The following is a 15483-nucleotide window of genomic DNA, read 5'->3' on the forward strand; positions in this document are numbered from 1 at the left end:
TCTCGCGTTCGAACCCGCCCGTCAATGCAGGACCCAGGCGCTCGGCGTGAGCAGGTCCTCGTCGGCGGTGAGCCGTTCGTGCGAATGCAGCGGCAGATCGTTGTGCATCGACTGGAACGACGTCACCAGCGCCGGACGCGGCATGATCCGGTGCACGTACCAACGCACCGGGCTCGGCAGTCGATACTGGGCACCCGCCGTGCCGACCCTGATGCTGACTAGTGACGTGTCGACGAGTTCCAGCAGCGCGTGCATGCTCTCGGCCGTCTCCATGTCGCGCCAACGTCGCATGTCGTCGACCGTGACCTCCCGGTGCTGACTCATCTCCTGGAGGAGCTTCGCGGCCGTCGACGTCAGCGCGCCGTAGGTGGCGTCCAGGATCTTCGACAGCGCGCCGTCCTTGTCGACCGCGGACATGTTGTTGCACTGGAGGAGCCGCATCAGGCCCGCCGGACCGAGCAGCGGCACGGTCGGGGCGAGAATGTTGATCGCCGGCACGAAACCATCCACATAGGCCGCGATCGCCGTGCAGTCGCCGAGGTCGACGCCGCCCGCGGCCAGCTTGGCCCGCTGACGCAGCAACGCCGCGGCGTCCGGCACCTCCATCGTCGGCAACGCCCACTTCACCTCGCCCGACAACTGGAGCGGACGCAGCGAGGCCGCCAGCACCGTCACGTTCGGACACTCGGCGATGATCGCCGTGACGTCGCATCGGTCGGCTTCCCGCGTGTCGTCGAGCACGAGCAGGCATCGCCTGTGCCGCAAGGCCTCGATGACGACGCTCAGCAGCGGCCGGAACGGGTCCTCGCGCAGTCCCAGCGCGCCCGCTACGGCCTTCGCCACCGAGGTCTCCTCGCTCAGCGGGACATACCACGCTCCATCGTGGTATCGCTCGCTCAGCTGCTCCGCCAACCGGCACACCAGGCGCGTCTTGCCGGCTTTCGGGAGTGCCGTCACCGTCGTCACGCGATGTCCCTTCAGGATCGATGTGAGGGTGTTCAACTCCTTGGCGCGGCCGACGAAGGCGTCGGGGAACGCGGGCTGGTTGTGCTGCCGCCGGACGGCCGCTGGCGGCGGGAACGCCATCGAGCAGCCCAAGGGGGTGAGTTGATGCAGGCGTTCCGCGTCGTCGAAGCCACGCAGCAGGTGCAGGCCCAGGTCCTTGACGGTGGTGCCGCGTTTGGCGTCCGGGGCCGCGTCCAGGGTCGACTGTGAACATAGGATCTGGTCGCCGTGGGCGGCCGAGCAGATGCGGGCCGCGCGATGCACCGTGGAGCTGGCGTAGCCGTGTTGGTCGGGCGTCGCGTGCCCCGTGTGCAAACCCATCCGGACCTTCGGCCGCGCGGGTTCACGCCACTTGGGGTCGGCCGGCCAGTCGTGCGCGCCCAGGGCCGCCTGCGCGGCGAGCGCCGCCCGCATGCCCGTGTTGGCGTCGCGAAACGCGACGAAGAAGGAGTCACCCTCGGTGAGCAGTTCCGTGCCCGTGTATCGGGTGAAGACCTCGCGCAGAAGACGACGGTGATCGTTGAGGATCTTGCGGTAAGTCTCGCCGAGTTCGCAGGCGAGCCGCGTCGAGCCCTCGATGTCCGTGAACAAGAACGTGACCTGGCCACTGGGCAGCTGGCTTCCCGGCGCAACGGTGTTGCCCACCTGAACCTCCTTCGTCCCCCGTGGGCAAGGCGCGATCCGTTTGCTCAAAACGAAAGGCGCGATCTGCATGTTTAGTTCCCCTGTTTTAGCCGCTATGGACCGCGGCCGCTGCGGCGAGTCCTCCCATAGCGGACGGTGCCGACCGCGCGGCTGCGGGTGTTGCGTGTTGTGCCTCTGTCGCTCGCTTGACGCAACGATCACCGCCACACTTTAGTTTCGACATAATCACTGTGAGTTTCCCCGTTGTGGACATCTTCTCTCTTCTTACCCGAACGGCCCTGGCGCGGGGTGGCTTTTGCTTCGCGGATGGGGGATACTCGCCCACGTGTTGGCGTGGATGAGACGGCTTGGACCATCAGTGCTTGTGTTGCGGCGCGCCGTCATCCGGCGTCTCCGTCTGTTGTGGAAGGCTTTGGGCCGCTCCGGCGGCCGACTCCTGACTCAGGGAGCCCTGACGGTCGCCCTCATCGCGGGTGCGCTCGGGCTCGCGGTGTACGCGGTACCCCACGCGGGGCCCGACTGGGCCTACGGCGAGGAGACCGAGCCGGTCGCGGATTCCGAACAGGACGATGATCCGCCCCTGGCGGTGCCTCCCGGCGTCGACGCGATCCCCGGTGTTCCGGCCGGCCCCGCCCCAGGCTCCACCACCGACCCGAACTCCGACATGGATTCTCGATTGAAGGCCTGGGCCGACAACCTCGCGCACGTCGGGATCTCCCCGCGCGCGCTTCAGGCGTACGGCAACGCCGAGATCGTCCTCGCCGGGGTCAAACCGCAGTGCCACCTGTCGTGGACGACGCTCGCCGGCATCGGCAGCGTCGAGACGAACCACGGCACGACCGGCGGCACCTCGCTCGGCGCCGACGGTCACCCGGTGAAACCGATTCGCGGCCCCGCGCTCGACGGCACCAACAACAACAAGCGCATCCCCGACACCGACGGCGGCGAGTACGACGGGGACACCGAGTTCGACCGCGCGGTCGGGCCGATGCAGTTCATTCCCCAGACCTGGGAACGGTGGAAGGCCGACGGCGACGGTGACGGCGTCAGCGACCCCAACGACATCGACGACGTCGCGGTCGCGGCGGGCCACTACCTTTGCGCCGACGGTCGTGACCTGTCCCGCGCGGCGGACTGGTACGCCGCCGTGTTCGCGTACAACCATCTCGACTCGTACGTGCGCGACGTCTACGCGCGCGCCGACGAGTACGGAAAGAAGAGCAGGTCGCGATGACGCCTCGCGTCACACGGCGCGCCACCGACAGGTGACGCGCCGCCGTCCGCCCCGGAGGTTCGGGGCGTGCGGGCGGGGCCGTGGTGTCGTTCGGTGAGACGGAGAGTTGGGGTCGGCGAGGTCGTCGTCGTGCAGGAGCACGGCGTTCGATCGCAGCCGTCACCGCTTGCCGGGTCGCGGGACGACCTCTACCCTGGTTTAAGGAGTACCGGCTATGCAGGTGACCGATTTTGACCCGAGTCAGGCCAGCGACGCGCAGTTGTCGCAGTGGCGCGAGGTGCTGAACGCGATGACCGAGGCGGACATGCCCGGTGAACCGCGATGGCAGCTCGACCAGTTGCGCGACTATCTGTCGGTGACGATGCCCGGTGAGCACCGCTACGCCTTCGTCGCCCGGGAGAACGACGCCGCCGACTCGCGCATCATCGGCCACGCGAACCTCCTGCTCCTCGCCGACGACTTCGACGACACGGGCGTGTTCGAGATCTTCGTCCACCCCGGCGCGCGCGGCCACGGCGTCGGGCGAACGCTTCTGCGGGAGGTGGCGCGGCGAGCCGCCGTCGAGGGCCGCGGCACGATCGGCGTCGAGGTCATCGCCACGACCCCCGCCGTCGACTTCTACGACCGGCTGGGTTTCTCGCGCGCCGTCGTGGAGAACCGGCACCTCCTCGCGATGGACCGCGTCGACTGGGACGCCGTGTCCGCGAACGCGGGGCGCGTGGCGGCGGGCTACCGCCTCGAGTACCACCACGACGGGCTTCCGGACGGACTGCTGGAACGCTACGCGGCGATCAAGGCGACCCTGAAGGCCGAGCCCGCGACCAACATCGGCGCGTGGCGCGGTTCCGCCGACGTCCAGCGCCTCCGCGACAGCCTCGAGACGCTCAAGGCGCGTGGTCTGAGATCCCACCTCGTCGTCGCCATCAACGAGCCGACGGGGGCGGTCGTCGGTTTGACGGAGCTCGTCGTCGCCGCGCAGCGCCCGACCCGCGGCGATCAGTACGACACGGTCGTCGCACCCGAGCACGGCTCGTACGGCCTCGGCCTGGCGATGAAGGCCCGGATGCTCACCGAACTGCGGGAACACGAGCCGCAACTGCGCGACGTCCAAACGTGGACCGCCATCGACGGCGACCCGCACGCGCACGTCGACGCCGAACTGGGATTCCGCAACGACGTCCAGTGGTACGAGTACGAGACGGTCGTGTCCGACGTCCTGTACCGCTTGAACTGACCCCGCACGGCAGCCCACGGACCGGACCACCCTCCTATCGGAGTACCAGCCTGTCTCCACCCGCGCCTCCCCAACTCTCCGCTTGGTTGGGCAAATGTCGGAATCAGGCGTGTTTTCGCAATTTGCCCAACCAAGCGGAACTTTTGCCCAACCAAGCGGATCACGGGCGGGGAAGTGTCTACTGTGGCTTCTGCTTGCGGGCGAAGTTCACAATGGTGGACTGCAAGTTCTTGCTGGATCTGTTGTTTCGACGGCAAAGTCGTCGGCGTCGTGACCTGTGTTTTATGGTTCGTTCATGGTTGGCACTCTTCCGGTATGTGCCGGACCTTGGTAGCTTGCCGACACTTTCTCGCAAGTTCTTGCGAGCGTCGTCATCGCCGTTGAGAGGTCCCTCGGATGCGCCAGCCCGCTTGGATCGTTCGTACTCGCCGCCGACTCGCCCACGCTACGGCGGTGCTCGTCGCGGCGTCCGCGCTCGTCGCGGGCTCGGTCGGCGCCGCCGAGGCCGCCGACGTGCCGCTGGGGGCGCGTCTCGACGCCGCCGCCGGGACGGTCACCTTCGCGGTCCGATCCGACGCCGCGACCCGGATCGAGACGCACGTCTACGCCGCGGCCACCGGGACCGAGGCCGACCTCGTGGTGCCGCTGGCCGGCACGGACGGGCTGTTCACCGCCACCGTTCCACTGTCGACGCTCGCTGGCGCGGGCGTCACGGGGACCATCCACTACGGGTACCGGGCGTGGGGTCCGAACTGGACCTACGACCCGCAGTGGGCGCCCGGCTCGGCGGCGGGCTTCGTCGCCGACGTCGACGCGAACGGCAACCGCTTCAACCCGAACAAACTCCTGTGGGACCCGTACGCCGTCGAGCTCAGCCACGACCCGACGACCCCGGCGATGACCGACGAGACCGTCTACCGCAGTGGTCCACAGCATCGCCTCACCGACACGGGACCGTTCGCGCCCAAGGGAATCGTCCTCGGCGTCGACGCCGGAGACACCGGAACCAAACCGACCCGCCCGTTCAAGGACGAGGTCATCTACGAGACGCACGTACGCGGCCTGACCGCCAACGACGCGTCCATTCCCGCCGGGCAGCGCGGCACCTACCTGGGCGCGGCGGCGAAGGCCCCACAGCTCGCCGCGCTCGGCGTCACCGCCGTCGAGTTCCTGCCGCTCGCGGAGACCCCGAACGACATCAACGACGCCGACCCCACGTCGACCGCCGGGGACAACTACTGGGGCTACATGACGCTCAACTACTTCGCCCCCGACCGGCGCTACGCGGCCGATCGTTCCCCGGGCGGCCCCACCGCCGAGTTCCAGGCGATGGTCAAGGCCTTCCACGACAACGGGATCAAGGTCTATGTGGACGTCGTCTACAACCACACCGGAGAGGGCGGGCCCGTCTCCGCCACCGACCCGTCGACGTACCCCGTCATGTCCTATCGCGGCCTCGACAACGCCACCTACTACTCCCTGACCGCCGACCGGCAATCACCCGTCGACAACACCGGCGTCGGCGGCAACGTCAACACCCGCAACCCCGTGACGGGCGACCTCATCGTCGACTCGCTGCGTTACTGGCGGGACGTCCTCGGCGTCGACGGTTTCCGGCACGACCTCGCGTCCGTCCTCGGCAACACCTGTGAACACGGCTGCTTCCAGTACGACCGCGACGATCCGGGGACCGCGCTCAACCGCATCACCGCCGCCTTGCCGCCCCGCCCCGCCACGGGCGGTCCCGGCACCGACTGGATCGCCGAACCGTGGGCGCTCGGAGACGGCACGTACCAGGTCGGCAACTTCCCGGCGGGCTGGGCGGAATGGAACGGCCAGTACCGCGACACGCTCCGAGCCGACCAGAACCGCCTCGGCTCGGCCGCCGTGACTCCTGGCGTCCTCGCGACCCGGTTCACCGGCTCGGCCGACCTGTACGGCGACGACGGACGCGCGCCCGGCTCGTCCATCAACTTCATGGTCGCCCACGACGGTTTCACCCTCGCCGACCTCTACTCCTGCGACGCCAAGAACAACAACCAGCCGTGGCCGTACGGACCGTCCGACGGCGGCACCGACGACAACATCTCATGGGACCACGACGGCGACGCCACCGCGACCCGCCAGGCAGCCCGCACCGGCACCGCCTTCCTCGCGCTGTCGGCGGGCACGCCCATGCTGACCGGCGGAGACGAGACCCTGCGCAGTCTCGCCTGCAACAACAACCCCTACAACCTCGACGCCCCGACGAACTACCTCGACTGGTCGCCCACCCCCACCGAGACGGACTTCGAGACGTTCACTCGGCGGATGCTCCAGTTCCGGGCCGACCACCCGAGCCTGCGTCCCGCCGACTTCTACACCGACACCGACGCCAACGGAAACGGTCTCGCGCAACTCGACTGGTTCACTCCGTCCGGCGCCACCCCGGACACGGCGTACTGGAACAACCCCGACAACCACGCTCTCGGATGGCGCGTCGACGGCACCGAGTTCGACGACCCCGCGGACGGTCTGTACGTCGCCTACAACGGTTGGTCCGGCACCGTCGACTTCACCCTGCCCGACGCGCCGCCGGGCACGCGGTGGTACCGCGTCACCGACACCGCCGCGTGGGCGGAGGGCGGCGATCAGGTCGCCGCGCCCGGGACGGAGACGCTCATCGGCGACGGAGGGACCGTGTACGGCAGCCACGGACGGTCGCTCGTCGTGTTCCTCGCGCGGTGACCGAACACGGCGACACTCCGGCCGGGGTCGTCACGCGAACAGAGGACTCGACGACAGCCGAGTCCTGCGCACCTGAACGACGGGTAAGCTCGCTCGGGAGAAACCGGAACCGGTTCGCCGGTCATGTGGAGAAGGACAAAACGTCATGGAATCACGGATACGTGTTGTCATCGCCAAACCCGGCCTGGACGGACATGACCGGGGCGCGAAGGTGGTGGCCCGCGCGTTGCGTGACGCCGGTATGGAGGTCATCTACACCGGTCTTCACCAGACCCCCGAACAGATCGTCGCGACCGCCATCGCCGAGGACGCGCACGCCGTCGGCCTGAGCGTGCTCTCCGGCGCGCACATGACCCTGTTCAAGAAGGTCACGGAGCTGCTCACTGAGCGAGGCGCCGACGACATCGTCGTGTTCGGCGGCGGGATCATCCCGGATGAGGACATCCCGGAACTCGCGAAACTCGGTGTCTCTCAGATCTTCACGCCCGGTACTCCGACTCAGGCGTGCGTTGACTGGGTGCGAGCGAACGTGAAGGTTGCCGCGTAACGCGGGTGACCACCCGAATCTTGGCCCGTCGCGGTATCCGCGAACCTGGCGAAAAGAGACGGGGGCCGAACTCACCCCTCAGAAGTTCGGCCCCCTTATATGCACAGCACCCCGTCGCCACCCCTCGACCGACGAGGCACCGGCCGTTTCCGTCGGAACCCGTTGACCTGCTGGCGAACCAGCTGTGTCAACTCTGTGTTACTTATTGTTGCTCCGACGTCTAATAAAACGAGCCGGACCGGGGCGAGTTACGCCCTCGCCGAGAAACTTTGCGAGAGAATTCCGGCGCCCCAGCTCATCCCGGTCACCGACGGCGCATGAGGCCGTCCGTCTCGGCCCCCGGTGGTTCGCGCGATCGTCGGTACCACCGTCATCGACGGGCTTACGCTCTCCAGACAGGTGGAGACGGGGTGGTGACGATGGCACGGGTGACGGTCGTGGTGAACCGTGTCGCGGGCTTGCAGGCTCGGGCGGCCGAGGAGTTCACCCAGCGAGCCCGCGAGGCCACGGCGGGGATCACCGTCTCCCGCCCGGGGCAGCACCCCGTGGAGGCCGATCGGATGCTCCTGGTCATCTCGATGGAGGTCGAGCAGGGCGAGGAGATCGTCATCGAGGGCGACGACGCCGAGACCGTGGAGGCCCTGTCCGCGATCGCGGGACGCGACGACACGGACGAACCCGAACCGGAGCCGACCCGCGACTTCGACGACATCTCCGCCGACGACCCCGAGGGAAGCCGCTGAGTCCACTGCCCATGCCCTCCTACTTCGAGCACCCACGGCCCGTCCGGTTCAGCGGTGCCCAACTCCACAATGGCGACCGCCGGTCGCCGGTCGCCGGTCGCCGGTCGCCGGTCGGCGGTCGGCTCTCTGCTCGCTGTGGCGGCGTACCAAGCCGTAATTCCGCTTGGTTGGCTAAATGTTCCGCTTGGTTGGGCAAATTGCGAAATCACGCCTGTTTCCGACATTTGCCCAACCAAGCGGTGGTGGTGTGGGGGGTTCTGCGCGGTTCTCCGTGCGCCGGCGGTTTCCCTCCTCTTGCCGATCGGCCAGGAGGTGATCGACTCTTGTCTTGGAACCGATTTGTGCCGATTGGGTACGTCTCTTTTGCCGGGTGGCTGGGAAGCTTCGGCTTGGTGGGGCGGCGTACGCGCCGAGACCTCTCTGCGGCGACCGAAACGGAGACCCACCAAGCCGCACAAGGCGACCACCGCCCAGCGATGGGAAACACCTCCCAACCTACATAGTGGATCCTTCCGGTTTGGTGGGTCTTCCTTCCCGCTCGTGCCTCGTCTTGAGGTTTCGTATGCCGTCCCACCAAACCGAAAGCCCGTGACCACCCGACCGAGAGGGATCAAGTCCTTTTAGGAGCAACCCATGTCTATCGGGCGCGCTAGGTGTAACCCTTACGGCACCATCTACCCAGACCGCCGACGACCGATGGCATCTTTATGCCACTTAGGGTCGTGATCTTGACGATCTCGCGAATGATCGTTTAGATTCGGGTCGTTGTCCGCACCGGCAGTGAGGCAACGCCTGCCCCTTGTGCTCCTCACGGAGCCGTCGAACCCCTTGTGCCCGAGGTGTACCCATGCCGGATCTCCAGCCGGAGCCCTCACGATGGAGCATGAATCGACGGGTTGTCCTAACTGTTCTTGTTTTGATTCTCATCCTTGGCGCGGGCCTCGTCGGTGTCAGTTGCCTTGACCGCTCACGTACTCCTAGGAGCTACGCATCCGTTTCGCTGGAGCGACTCGAGTTTGTGCCATCTGAGTTTCCGCGAGGCGGGTTGGATGAGGATTGGACGCCATTCTCGGTTGAGGCTCAGGATTTCTGTGAAAGTCCGCGACTGTGTGAAGGAGTTGCGCACCTCGATCGATTCGGCTCTTTGCCGATCGTCGGATATGTGTGGCTGCGGGCGGAGCGGCTTTCCAGTCCACTCGAGTCGACCGAATGGGGTGACAAGATGATGGCCGACAGTAGCTATTGGGGTGATGGCTACATGTTTAAATCGTACGAAACAAAGGTATACGGATTGGGCGCCGACTCGGCTGCGTTCTACTGTCGCTACCCCGTACCCGACTTCGGTATGAGCAGCTTTCCAATCGAGTCCGGGAACTGTCAGTGGTTGGCTGTTTTGATCTACGGCCAGTATGCGACCGCGATTCATGTTGTCAAAGATGAGGGTGACTTCTACCCGGACGATTTCATCTCCGGATTCGTGAGGGCACTCGATACAGAGATGATGGAGATCCTGACCTAGTGCTCGGAGATTCGCTGGCTGGTTGTCTGCCGTGGAGTATCAGCTGGTGCGTCGACCGTTCCATGGTGCGCATACTTGGGGCCGGAGTGAAGTGAGTTGCGGACGTCTTCTGGGATTACCGCAGAGTTTGGAAGGTTGGTCGTCGATGAAACGTGCGGTGAGGGTTCTGCGGGTTGTTTTGGTGTCGGTGGTTTTGGGGTTGACTGCGGCGTGTGGGTTGTTCTTTCCGAGTGAGGATGAGGCCTTCTTTTTCCGTGCTGGTCATGCGGTGGTGGGTGGTCGGTTGGTGTTGTATGTGCCGCTGTGTGCTGGTGAGTCGTTGGATGGGGCGTATGTCAAGGACACGACTCCGCCGCCGGGTGCTGATGGGCCGTGGACTGCGCCGATCGTGTGGAGTGTGGTGGGGCCGAGCGCTGAGTTGACGAGGTCGGGTGTGGTCGTGGTGGGCGATGATTCTGGGTGGGATGAGGTGGTCACGCCGTTGATCGAGCTGTCGAACAGTCTTGAGGTCAGGATGAGGGTGGAGACGTCGAACGCGTTGATCGAAGCAGGGACGGCGTTTCCCTTGGATGCGGACTTTTTCCCGCACTATCCTGCCAGGACAGACTTGTCCAGTGTTGAGTTCTACTTCGGTCTCAGCAATGGTGAGGGTGATGTCCTGTCGATCGCGGAGATGGATGAGGCGGCGGAGTGCTTCGCCTACTACCGCCATAAGATCCTGGAACAGAATTGATAAATGATTCGTATCATGGATCGATAAATTGACGGTCGAGCCACATCGAAATGTATGGGTGTAGTTCTATAGATCAGGCGTCGCCCTTTGCAGTCCAGATAGGCATAACCCTTTCAAGATACTCTCCAGATGAGCTAACGGTCGATCATGTAAGGAGCGCCGTCATTGGGGCAGTCGGTCCAATATTTAGGTCGTATGGGAGCGATGAAACAGGAATGATGGTTGAACTGTTGAGATGAAACTGAGTAAAGCAGGGAAACGTAATACGGCGCGTTGGAGTGTACTCGTCGTCGTGCTCGGACTCATGATCGCAGGTGGATACCGTGGGTTCGTCGATGTTCTTCATGCTGTGCCAGTGGACAATGTTGTTGGATTTCTCGATGGGCAAACAAACGACGGTGAGATATGGAAACTGCAAGAGAAGACTGCGTGCGGTTTTACTGGAGGTTCGTGCGTGACGAGGATAGATCGTTGCCGCGAGGATTTTTGTCTCGAGGCGTGGGATCTTCTGCGAGAACGCACAGATCCGACCCAAAAGAGGCTCGCCTCGGTGCAGATTGTGTCAATTCGTGATCCACATCGATTTGATGCATGGCTGAGAATGTTGTCATGGGAACCTGCAGGCTGGGTCCCACACCTGAATGAAAAGAGGGACATCCTCGTAGATAAATCGATTGCCTCAACGTCTGATGAGATCTCGATTGCGTGCATTTATAACGAGCACGCTTCGCCTGCGGACACAGATAGGAATCACGCTATCTAAGTACTCTCCCGACGATCTGACGGTTGGCCATGTTAAGAGTGCTGTTGTTGGAGCAGTTGAATCTATATTTGATTCCTATGGAACTGACGAGCGCGGAATGATGGTGGAATTGTTGAGATGAAGCGGAAGGAAGTTGGAATTCGTACCCCATTGCGGTGGATCTCTGTGGTTGTGGTGGTCGGGTTGTTGGTCGCCGGGGGATATCGTGCGTTCGCTGATGTCCTGCCCACGGTGCCGGTGGACAAGGTGGTTCGATTTCTTGACGGCAAGGTCACCGGCTCGGAGCTCTGGCTACGACAGGAGAGGACGGCCTGTGGTTTTGCCGGAGGATCGTGCGTGACCAGGGAGGACCGCTGCGACGAACAGTTCTGCGCTGATGGCTGGGGTTTGTTCACTGATTCGGCGGCTCCGGCCAGGGATCGGATCGCCACGGTGCATGTCGTGGCGATTCGGGACGCGCACCGTTTTGAGGCGTCGCTCCGGATGACGGTATGGCAGCCCGAAGGCTGGATCCCATATGTGCATGAGGATCGCGGTGTCTCTGTCGATGAATCGGTCGCGTCGGTCGCAGACGAGATCCTGGTGACGTGTATCTACAATGTTCACTCGGCGCCAGCGGATTCGACATGTTCGTGGAGCGTGTGGTTGCGGTACGGTCAGTATGTTTTCGGATTGCAGTACTTCAGTGAATCGGTTCAGGGATCAGAAGAGTTCATCGCAGCGGCTCAGATATCGGAAAGTGAGTTCATTGATGACTATGTCTTTCCTTTTGATCGATTCCTGACTGACATGCTGCGGCTGGATTAGATGAATGTCTGGTGGCGATACATGGCAGGCGTTGTTTCAAACCTCATGATGTCTCTGGTGCGCCCGACCAAGCATGGTGTCGTCATAACGTTGATCCTCTTGGCGTCCACGGGGTGTGCGGGACCTACCGATCATCCCACAGTGGATTCAATTGACGAGGCCCGACTGATGGTCGAGTCAGTCGAGCTCATGGCTGCCGAGTTCGACTTGGACGTGCATCGGGAGCTCGATCTCGTTGAATGCCAGGACGATTGGGGATCCGTCATCGGTGACACATACTCTGTGACGGGTGATTTCTACCTGTATCCCCTGACCTCGGAAGAAGAGGCGCCAATCGGACGACTGGAGGAGTGGTTCTCCGACGCGGGAGAGTCGGTGACTCGTCAGTCGGAAACGGTCGAGTATCGCACCTTCGTGACGACTTTCGGCGAGTACCAAGATGTTCATGTTCGCGCCGAGGAAGATCAAGGACAGTGGAGCTATCAGCGCATCTACATGTCTGTCGCCACCGAGTGCTTCGTCGATCCCGACCCCGTGGACCCCGCAACGCTGGGGCTTGACGGGCCGAGCGATCCGCACAGGTTGGCGCCACCTTTTGGAGTGACCGAGGTATGTCAGCTATCGACTGACGCCGAGCGTGCCACCCTCGCCGAGCGCGCGATGAAGGACTTTGGGCCCTTGGGTCAGGACATCTCCGAGCTCATGCACCACTTGGCGGCGTGCGTCATCGAGGAGAACCACGTGGCCGGCTTCATCGATGTCCTTTCGGAGCTGAGAACTGTTGACGGCCAACAAGACGGCAGCCTTCTCGGGATCCTGATGGAAGACTATGTCCGCCCTGAAGGACTTCTCGCCTTGACGTGGGCACTCCATATCGATGATTCCTTGTCGCATATGGATTCAGAGCGGCTTGGCCAACTTGGAGGCATCCTCGCGGAGGCGCGGCTCAGCCCGGATTTCATAGACGCGCTAGTCCGGCTCGGTGAGACGCCTGTCCGGGTCGCCCCATACGACGTGGTAACCGAGCTGCCTGCTGGCGACTCGGATTCCCACGTTGCTCCCGGTGAGAGTCCCGCGTTCTACGGGTGGTCCGCTATCGCGAATTTCTTGCCGGGGGTGGCCTACCGGGAGCAGGAGCTTCTTGTGCGGGCCGCTGAATCGGTTCTGCGTTTGGACAAGGCGATCGATGGTCGGTGGGTCGCGGCTGGAATGTCCTTGAATTCGTTGGCGGACGGTGAAACTGCCCTCGACCCGGTGCCGGCGGTGCTTGAGGCACTGGAGGCGAATCCGACTGCCGCCGTGCTCGTGGCCGAGAGCACGGGAGACCCCAGGGTCGAAGCGTTGCTGTGATCGTGGCGGGAACCCTGACAGGGGAAGGAAAGTCAGGCGATACCGACTTCCTGTCCCGTGGCGCCCTCATCGGATGGCTTCGCTCACCATGTCTGGAATGGACGACGGCACTGCGGCCTGAGAGTCCCCGAGAAGTCAAGCCGCTATTGAAGTCGAGTGTCGAAAGGCGTGAGCACCCGGCGGTCCATAAGGGGGCCTGGGAGGGGATCGAGGGGCGTGCATTGGTGGATGGATTGAGGGTTTCGGCTGTTCGGGGGCATCGACGGACGTCAGGTCGGTGTGCCATTTTGGTGGGTGGGGTTTGGCAGGCGCTACAACGTATGCGCTAGTGTTCCGTTGTGGTCGTCACTCCATGTGACGAGAGAACGGCCACCTCACAAGAGTTCCAGCTCGACGCCGAGGTTTCTCAAGGGTTCCTTTGGTGTCGGGTGTGGAGACATAAAGCGACCGGAGCGGTCAAGGCCTGGTAAGCACGCCCACTCCGGTCTTAAGAGAAAGGAGGTTCCCGTCATGGACGGAAACCAGCCCTCTGCGGTACCCATTGTGCCAGCCGGGTGACGCCCCGGCTACCCCATACCGCACAGGTTCGCGAACGTCGATACCTCGACCCGCCTGACCTGCGGTCCTTACCCGCAACTGCGTCGTTCACGCGCGGTGCGGGCTCCCCGGTGGTGCCGAGAGGGCGCACGTCGCCCGCGATACCGACCCGTCGTCCCCACACGTCCTGAGGCGGAGCTCTGCCTGGCCGCGATCCGCCACAGCGGACGTAGAGACGGTTCCGCGCGTCCGGCCGCGTCCTCTCGGCTCACCACCAGACGCGCACCCCACGCAGCGAGCCTGGGCGTCCGAACCGGCCACGACGTGGTTCCTGACTCGCACCACCGTCGACCGGTACCGCAGCACGCCGATTCCCTCCGCATGGTCGACGGCACCCTCACCCGTGCGACCACTGGAGGAGATCGACGGCCCCGCAACGGATCCAGACCCGACCCCGCCACGGGGCGGTTGCCGGGCCGAACGGGCGGAGACCGACGCGTGACGACCCTCGTATGGTCCATCGACGTCCGTCCCGAGCGCGAGACGCCGATCCGGGCCGCACGCCGTCCGACCGAATACGCCCGATCCGAACCCGTCGAGCGCGACCCGCACCGGGAACGCCTCGCCCGCGAGCGGGAACGCGACGCCGCACGCAAGATCCGCCGGGATCGGTATCGGATACCGGAACCCGAAGCGCTGACCTCGGAATGGGATCGGCTCGGCTGGAGGGAACGCGTCCTCAACGCCCACCGCGACCGCGTCGACCGGCGACTCGCCGAACGACGGGCCCGGGACCGCACACCACCACTGATCATGCGGGCCGTTGACGAACCCGAACCCGCGCGAACGGCTGCCGAGAAGCACAACCGCGACCACTGGCGTGATCTGGCGCGACGCATCCTCGACCGCACGCCCGACGAGCCCGGCGCCTTCGACTGGTGGGGAAACGGGAACGGCTCGGACGCGGGGGACTCGGAATCCGGGCGGGATCGTCGACAGTCCGTCTCCGACGGCGCGAGCGGTCCGCCGACGCGCCCGTTCGAGTTCCGACGGCCCGAAGTGGACCGGGCGATCGGGCGAGCCACCATCCATACTCGGCAGTCAGATGTGTTCGCTGGGCGCCCGTCCAGCGAGGAAGGGCGGCGTCCGGACGGGGCGGCCCCGGGGAGAACCGTGGTCGGAGACGTCGACGTCACGGCACGAACTTCGGGCCGCTCCTCGCGCCGAAGGCGGCACGCGGGCACCATGCTCATACGCACCCGAGACAACGACGCACGTCCCCCGATGGAATCCGTTGCGTCGGGCACTGTTGCGGCTGTTCGGTTCCGGACTACGTGATCGTCCTTTATGGTGGGCCAAGCCCTGCCGCGACTGCCGTGGCGAGTGGCCGTGCCGCGCACTCGTCCACACCTTGCACCGGCGATACGCGTCCCTCGACGCGGCGGACGTCGCGGCGCGTGACGCCGAGCTGGAACGCCTGTCCCGCAAACGAAGTCGGAGGAAAGACACGCGTCCTCGTCGCGGGCATCGTCGTCCTGGACGCCTCACGCCGACGATGACCTGACCACTCCTCTCGCGATCTGGTGGGGGTTGGGTTTTGCGGCTTGGTGGGTCTTTGTTGTGGACTCCGCAGAGTGGT

General features: G+C 64.6%; 11 protein-coding genes. 10 read left to right on the forward strand and 1 reads right to left on the reverse strand.

Annotated features, from left to right (window positions below; genetic code table 11):
- Nucleotides 1-21 precede the first annotated feature (21 nt).
- Nucleotides 22-1650: an adenylate/guanylate cyclase domain-containing protein gene (locus ACM9NP_RS16775; RefSeq protein ID WP_415647654.1), complete on the reverse strand. Its 1629-nt coding sequence runs from the start codon at nucleotides 1648-1650 to the stop codon at nucleotides 22-24.
- Nucleotides 1651-2008: 358 nt separating this feature from the next.
- On the opposite strand from ACM9NP_RS16775, the gene ACM9NP_RS16780 reads away from it, so the two are divergent.
- The 10 genes from ACM9NP_RS16780 (at nucleotide 2009) to ACM9NP_RS16825 (ending at nucleotide 15182) form a co-directional block, all read left to right on the forward strand.
- Nucleotides 2009-2884, forward strand: a complete 876-nt coding sequence (locus ACM9NP_RS16780; protein WP_415647655.1) for a lytic transglycosylase domain-containing protein — start codon at nucleotides 2009-2011, stop codon at nucleotides 2882-2884.
- A 214-nt stretch (nucleotides 2885-3098) separates the two neighbouring features.
- Nucleotides 3099-4118 (forward strand): GNAT family N-acetyltransferase, encoded by a 1020-nt coding sequence (locus tag ACM9NP_RS16785; RefSeq protein ID WP_415647656.1) that lies wholly within the window; start codon nucleotides 3099-3101, stop codon nucleotides 4116-4118.
- 396 nt (nucleotides 4119-4514) lie between these two features.
- Nucleotides 4515-6845, forward strand: coding sequence for an alpha-amylase family glycosyl hydrolase (locus ACM9NP_RS16790; protein WP_415647657.1), 2331 nt, complete (start codon nucleotides 4515-4517; stop codon nucleotides 6843-6845).
- Between the two features lie 145 nt (nucleotides 6846-6990).
- Nucleotides 6991-7392, forward strand: coding sequence for a cobalamin B12-binding domain-containing protein (locus ACM9NP_RS16795; protein ID WP_415647659.1), 402 nt, complete (start codon nucleotides 6991-6993; stop codon nucleotides 7390-7392).
- A 419-nt stretch (nucleotides 7393-7811) separates the two neighbouring features.
- Entirely contained in the window at nucleotides 7812-8135 is a 324-nt protein-coding gene (locus ACM9NP_RS16800; protein WP_415647660.1) for an HPr family phosphocarrier protein, read from the forward strand.
- An 847-nt stretch (nucleotides 8136-8982) separates the two neighbouring features.
- Complete coding sequence (locus ACM9NP_RS16805) at nucleotides 8983-9654, forward strand: hypothetical protein (RefSeq protein ID WP_415647661.1); 672 nt, start codon at nucleotides 8983-8985, stop codon at nucleotides 9652-9654.
- 145 nt (nucleotides 9655-9799) lie between these two features.
- Entirely contained in the window at nucleotides 9800-10387 is a 588-nt protein-coding gene (locus ACM9NP_RS16810) for a hypothetical protein (RefSeq protein ID WP_415647662.1), read from the forward strand.
- Nucleotides 10388-11267: 880 nt separating this feature from the next.
- Entirely contained in the window at nucleotides 11268-11957 is a 690-nt protein-coding gene (locus ACM9NP_RS16815; RefSeq protein ID WP_415647663.1) for a hypothetical protein, read from the forward strand.
- A 141-nt stretch (nucleotides 11958-12098) separates the two neighbouring features.
- Nucleotides 12099-13307: a hypothetical protein gene (locus tag ACM9NP_RS16820; protein WP_415647664.1), complete on the forward strand. Its 1209-nt coding sequence runs from the start codon at nucleotides 12099-12101 to the stop codon at nucleotides 13305-13307.
- A gap of 1035 nt (nucleotides 13308-14342) precedes the next feature.
- The gene (locus ACM9NP_RS16825; RefSeq protein ID WP_415647665.1) at nucleotides 14343-15182 is read left to right on the forward strand and encodes a hypothetical protein; all 840 of its coding nucleotides are present in this window, start codon (nucleotides 14343-14345) and stop codon (nucleotides 15180-15182) included.
- Nucleotides 15183-15483 lie beyond the last annotated feature (301 nt).

The sequence above is a fragment of the Stackebrandtia soli genome, from assembly GCF_965137155.1.
GTDB classification, from domain to species: domain Bacteria; phylum Actinomycetota; class Actinomycetes; order Mycobacteriales; family Micromonosporaceae; genus Stackebrandtia; species Stackebrandtia soli.

What these genes read in the sequence shown, in the direction of transcription:
- ACM9NP_RS16785 (WP_415647656.1), top strand. Translation starts at nt 3,099, where the DNA reads ATGCAGGTGACCGATTTTGACCCGAGTCAGGCCAGCGACGCGCAGTTG.
- ACM9NP_RS16790 (WP_415647657.1), top strand. Translation starts at nt 4,515, where the DNA reads ATGCGCCAGCCCGCTTGGATCGTTCGTACTCGCCGCCGACTCGCCCAC.
- ACM9NP_RS16795 (WP_415647659.1), top strand. Translation starts at nt 6,991, where the DNA reads ATGGAATCACGGATACGTGTTGTCATCGCCAAACCCGGCCTGGACGGA.
- ACM9NP_RS16800 (WP_415647660.1), top strand. Translation starts at nt 7,812, where the DNA reads ATGGCACGGGTGACGGTCGTGGTGAACCGTGTCGCGGGCTTGCAGGCT.
- ACM9NP_RS16805 (WP_415647661.1), top strand. Translation starts at nt 8,983, where the DNA reads ATGCCGGATCTCCAGCCGGAGCCCTCACGATGGAGCATGAATCGACGG.
- ACM9NP_RS16810 (WP_415647662.1), top strand. Translation starts at nt 9,800, where the DNA reads ATGAAACGTGCGGTGAGGGTTCTGCGGGTTGTTTTGGTGTCGGTGGTT.
- ACM9NP_RS16815 (WP_415647663.1), top strand. Translation starts at nt 11,268, where the DNA reads ATGAAGCGGAAGGAAGTTGGAATTCGTACCCCATTGCGGTGGATCTCT.